Source organism: Bacillus sp. LLTC93, from assembly GCF_002993125.1.
In the GTDB taxonomy this organism is placed as follows: Bacteria; Bacillota; Bacilli; order Bacillales; family Bacillaceae; genus Bacillus; species Bacillus zhangzhouensis.
This window is the reverse complement of the sequence record NZ_PVME01000017.1, coordinates 1-4795: the sequence shown is the minus strand read 5'-3', so window position 1 is coordinate 4795 and position 4795 is coordinate 1. Positions and strand designations below refer to the sequence as shown.

The window sequence follows — 4795 nt, the reverse complement described above, 5'->3', positions numbered from 1 at the left end:
ATTCCTCTGCTTGCAGGTTGATAACAGGTTTGCGGTGATCACTCATGTGTATGTTCAAATATGTTGTCACTTGCTCCTCCGCCTAGTGGTGTTTCTCCGGCTCCTGGTTTACCTGGTGCTCCGTCTCCGCCTAGTGGTGTTTCTCCGGCTCCTGGTTTACCTGGTGCTCCATCTCCGCCTAGTGGTGTTTCTCCGGCTCCTGATTTACCTGGTGCTCCGTCTCCGCCTAGTGGTGTTTCTCCGGCTCCTGACTTACCTGGTGCTCCGTCTCCGCCTAGTGGTGTTTCTCCGGCTCCTGACTTACCTGGTGCTCCGTCTCCGCTTAGTGGTGTTTCTCCGGCTCCTGACTTACCTGGTGCTCCGTCTCCGCTTAGTGGTGTTTCTCCGGCTCCTGACTTACCTGGTGCTCCGTTTTGGCCTGTTTCCTCACCGTTCAATGCTTCTTTCAATTTATCACTATTTAATACATTGTACGGTGCTGTTGCTGTTGCTTTTGTTTTTGAAAGTGGTGACGCACCTGGTGCTGATGAAGTTCCTTGTTGTTTCCCTTTTTCTTTATATCCATCTAGCAACCCTTTAGTAGCTCCTGCCGTCGTTAAGGCTCCCCCTGCTGTTTTCTTTCCTATTTTCATGCCCGTCTTAGCTGCTTTAGATGCTAATCCACCAGCAAATGAAGCTGCACCTTTTGCACTTCTACCTAATGCAAATGCTCCTAATAATGAACGACCGATACTTTTAACTCCTACATCAATACCAAATAATTCATCAATAAAAGCTGGGCCATCTATGGTTAAAATACCGGCTGCAAATAATGCAACAATTTTCACTGCTCCATCTAAACTTGATTGCCCCACAAAATCTGTGAAGATAATAAAACATTCGAGAATTAAACACATCGCAAACATTACAATGAATGTATTTCTTATCTTTTCAATGATTCGCTTATTGCGTTGGCCCGATTCCAAATCGGTAAAGGCTGTTCCCATAGAAAAGATTTTAAGAATACCCAACTCCATTATCATTTGTGCTGTTCTAAACATTGTCATAAACAACACTATCCCGATCGTAACCAATTCAAAAAAAATGTACCAGGGATGCCATGAATAACGGTTATACGCTTCATCTTCACTAATCCAACGAGATTGTAAATCTTCGAGTGTTCTCTTTCCTGAAGCGTCGCTGACTTTTTTAGTCAGAATAGCTTTACCATCTTTAGTCAGTGGGCTTTTTTTCCACAGACCCCCTGTATCAACCACCTCGTTGATGTCTACAAAGTAAAGATCCGTTTTATCTCGAATATGATTTTTTCTTGTCATTTTGTCTAACTCTTTTAATGACCAACCTGCTTGATCAATCTTATAGACATCTGTAATGTTATTTTGAAAAATTTTCGTAGATACAGTTAGATTTTCACTTTCTAAACTCTCACGCCCTGCACTGACCAAATCTGATGCCTTTTGCATTCCCCAGGGTAATACTAGAAAAATAGTTAGGGCAACAATAGATGATGTTATAATTTTGCTATAATCTGTTTGCTTTTTAATGATGATTTTCCAACCTAGAAACCCAAGAGCCAAAGCCGCCATACTAAATATAACTGGCATATACTTAGTCAAAAAATCATCTATTGCAGGACTATCATAGAAATTGATTAGCTCATAAATAGATGAAACTCCACCTGAAAGGGCATCAACACACTCTGCTAGTCCAATTAAAAAATACCATCCTACTGTACGCAGGACGGCAATAAAAACGTTCGATAACGACAAATATTCATGAAAACGTATGAGAATTTTTATAATCTCTTCTTCTGTCATCTTTAAACTCCTTGAAGTAGATGTTTTTCAACTACAGTGTATATTTCATGCTTTTCAGGAGTTTTAAAGAAACTCCGCAATTCTTCAATCGTTTCGAGATTCAAGAAGTAGTTGAACTCCTCTTCACTCAATAAACTTTTTGCCACTTGTTGAATATAGAAATATGAATCTTCACTCATGGCATCTAGTATTGGTGTCTCTGTGCTATATACCTCTTCTAAAGAATCCATAATACCCTCACTTTCCGATACTTCAAGTTCTTCATCACTTGATTCTCCATATTCGGCGATTGATTCTAATAATGACTCAATTTGACCAGGCATTTCACCAGTCTCATCCGTCGTATCCTTCTCTTGTTTTTTAGAGGACTTCGTTTTCTCATTATCAAAATCGTTCATTTTAAATTCAATTAATAGGCTATTGAGATCAATGTTTTGATGCGATCCCTTAATATCCAATTCACCTAAAGCTATCTCATTATTAAATCGATGCATTAAATACTCGTATCTGTGTAACATTTGTGTTCCATTTTTAATTGACGCGAATATTGGAAATGCTTCAATCCTTTGTTTCTTATGAGTTTCTCTTTTCTTAGTCCTGGATACGACCCATTCACCTTTTTTCAAACGCCTTAGTTCATCTGGTCTTAATAACGGGCGTTCCTCTTCTCTTTCTCCATATGTCTTGTCTGTACCCATTAACGGCCCTTGTCTATCAGCAACAATAATTGTTTCCGCACCTAGCTTCTTACTAAATTCTTCAGCATCTTCCACCTCATCACTCATAATATAAATCTGATTTCCGCAGTTACCCATAATAGCTGCTGCCATTTTTTCTCCGTATACATCAGCTAATTGTGCTCTGTTTTGTATAACTAGCGTGTAGAGAAGCCCCCTACTTAACCCTAGAGCCATTGCTCTACTCATACCAGGAAGAGGAGGAACGTTGGCGACTTCCTCAAATAGATGCCTTACTGTTCTAGGTAATTTGCTTTTTCTTGATAAAGTTGCCTTTTCAGATAGTACAGCATTAACTTGCGAAATAAATGTTGAAATCAAGACATAGTTAGAATCGTCCCAATCAGGATAAACAATAAACAAGGCTATAGGTTTTTTTCCATAAGCTAAATCTTCTAATCTCAAATCATTTTTGGCTGTCATACGACCGATTGTGTCATAAGTAAAGTTTTTAAGTTTTCCCATTGTACCTGTGTATATCCCACTCCGGGTGACACCTTGTGAAAACTGGATTGTTCCGTATTGTAATTTTGCGGGATTTGATGGAGGTAAGTTACCAAAAAAATGATCCAAACGAGTATAACCATCTTCATCAGGATTTGACCCTAATTCATTCAACATTACTGTTAAAGTATAGATAGTAATATTTTCAGGTTCATTATTCTGAACGCACAATTCACACACTGCTAAAATCAATGCATTAACTAACGCGATAGATGATTCTTCCCATATTGGATCAGTGTTTGAATTGTCTTTATGGTACAAGGCGTATGAAAAAGAATTACATAACATTTGAGCCTTTGCATAATTACCTTCTAAGTATGCTTCTTTTATAAGTTCTAGTGGGTTGTATGCAATCCCCCAATCTGGATTTATTAAATTTAAAACATGTACATCATAACCATACTTTTCAAACTGATTTTTCGTATTCTTTAACATATCACCTTTAACATCTGTAATAATTACACTGTCCTTCTTCTTAGCTCTCATGATCACGTCTAAATATGGATATGAATACATCTCCGTCTTACCCGATTGAGTCGATGCAACTACTAATGTATGAGTATTGTTTGTATCCACATATAATGAGTCTCCATGATGAACAATAGGAACACCTGCCGATCCCTTATATTCCTCATCGTTGTCTTTGACAGCCTTGTATGTTTTCTTTATCTCCTTAACCGTAGTCCACCTTGCACTGCCTTTTGTATGCTTATTTAAGTCCCTAAATGCAATCCTTATCTTGTAAAGGTGGCGTAAGATAAAGATAATAGCAGCGCAGGCAATCAATAAATAAACAAGCGAATATTCGGTCTTAAAATCAAATACCCATTGAATTGAAACCTCTTCAAATATAGAGGGGATTTCTTGTGACTGCGATCCATTTATAGCAGCACTTTTTATACTCGATAGCATTTCAGGTACTCGCTCCAACAAGTGGATAATAAAATTGACAGCAAAAAGAATCAAGATGAAGATGCCTACTCCATAGGCCGTAAGCAAATATTTATTTGCAAGTAGTTTCTTCCACTGCTTATACTTTTTATGCAAACTATCACCTCAAAAAATAAAAAAAAGAAGCTATGATTAGCTTCTTTACCGATTATTTCACCAAACTTCATCCCTTAATTATCTTAACGATCTCAGGAAAAAAGTCTTTAGGAATAAACTTCATCAAATCTACATCAACGTATGTCATCAATACAAACAACGCAGCTAAAAACAATACAACATTGATAGGTTTAAAGCTAATTTTTCGTTGCTTTCGCTTCATTTTTTTAAAATACTTGTCTTGTTTTTTCTTTTCTTTTGCAGCTTTAAGTTCCTTATATTTTTGCAACTCGATTGTATTTTGAAAATCCAACTTTTGTTGTTCTATTTCACTTAAAATTTCATCTCTAATTACATATAATTTTTTTTCTGCGGCTTCTTCAGCTGCCCTGGCTTCTTCAGCTGCCCTGGCTTCTTCGGCCAACCGGGCTTCTTCGGCTGCCCTGGCTTCTTCGGCTGCCCTGGCTTCTTCGGCTGCCCTGGCTTCTTCGGCCAACCGGGCTTCTTCAGCTGCCCTGGCTTCTTCGGCCAACCGGGCTTCTTCGGCTGCCCTGGCTTCTTCGATACGCTAGGTGTTGTTCCTGTCATTTCTGCTTTAAGAGAAAAGGCGCTCACGATTCAAGCGGATACGATGCAAAGCATTGAACGAAAGCTTCCAAACCTCACGCACCGTGAAATGAAGCTGTTAAA

The 4795-nt window shown here is 38.5% G+C and carries 3 protein-coding genes and 1 pseudogene; 1 reads left to right on the top strand and 3 read right to left on the bottom strand.

The window, feature by feature from the left end; translation table 11 throughout:
• Positions 1-38: 38 nt before the first annotated feature.
• The 3 genes from C6W18_RS19845 to C6W18_RS20190 all read right to left on the bottom strand — a co-directional run bounded on the left by C6W18_RS19845 (position 39) and on the right by C6W18_RS20190 (position 4637).
• Positions 39-1817 (bottom strand): pLS20_p028 family conjugation system transmembrane protein, encoded by a 1779-nt coding sequence (locus C6W18_RS19845; RefSeq protein WP_105928639.1) that lies wholly within the window; start codon positions 1815-1817, stop codon positions 39-41.
• Positions 1818-1819: 2 nt separating this feature from the next.
• Complete coding sequence (locus tag C6W18_RS19840; RefSeq protein WP_105928638.1) at positions 1820-4105, bottom strand: VirD4-like conjugal transfer protein, CD1115 family; 2286 nt, start codon at positions 4103-4105, stop codon at positions 1820-1822.
• 67 nt (positions 4106-4172) lie between these two features.
• A complete protein-coding gene (locus C6W18_RS20190; protein ID WP_189318126.1) occupies positions 4173-4637 on the bottom strand; it encodes a hypothetical protein in 465 nt (154 codons plus the stop codon).
• 24 nt (positions 4638-4661) lie between these two features.
• Here C6W18_RS20190 and C6W18_RS20400 point away from each other — a divergent pair.
• Positions 4662-4795, top strand: a pseudogene (locus C6W18_RS20400) (hypothetical protein); the annotation flags it as partial.

Coding starts and splice junctions, on each gene's coding strand:
- C6W18_RS19845 (WP_105928639.1), bottom strand. CDS start 1,817: ATGACAGAAGAAGAGATTATAAAAATTCTCATACGTTTTCATGAATAT.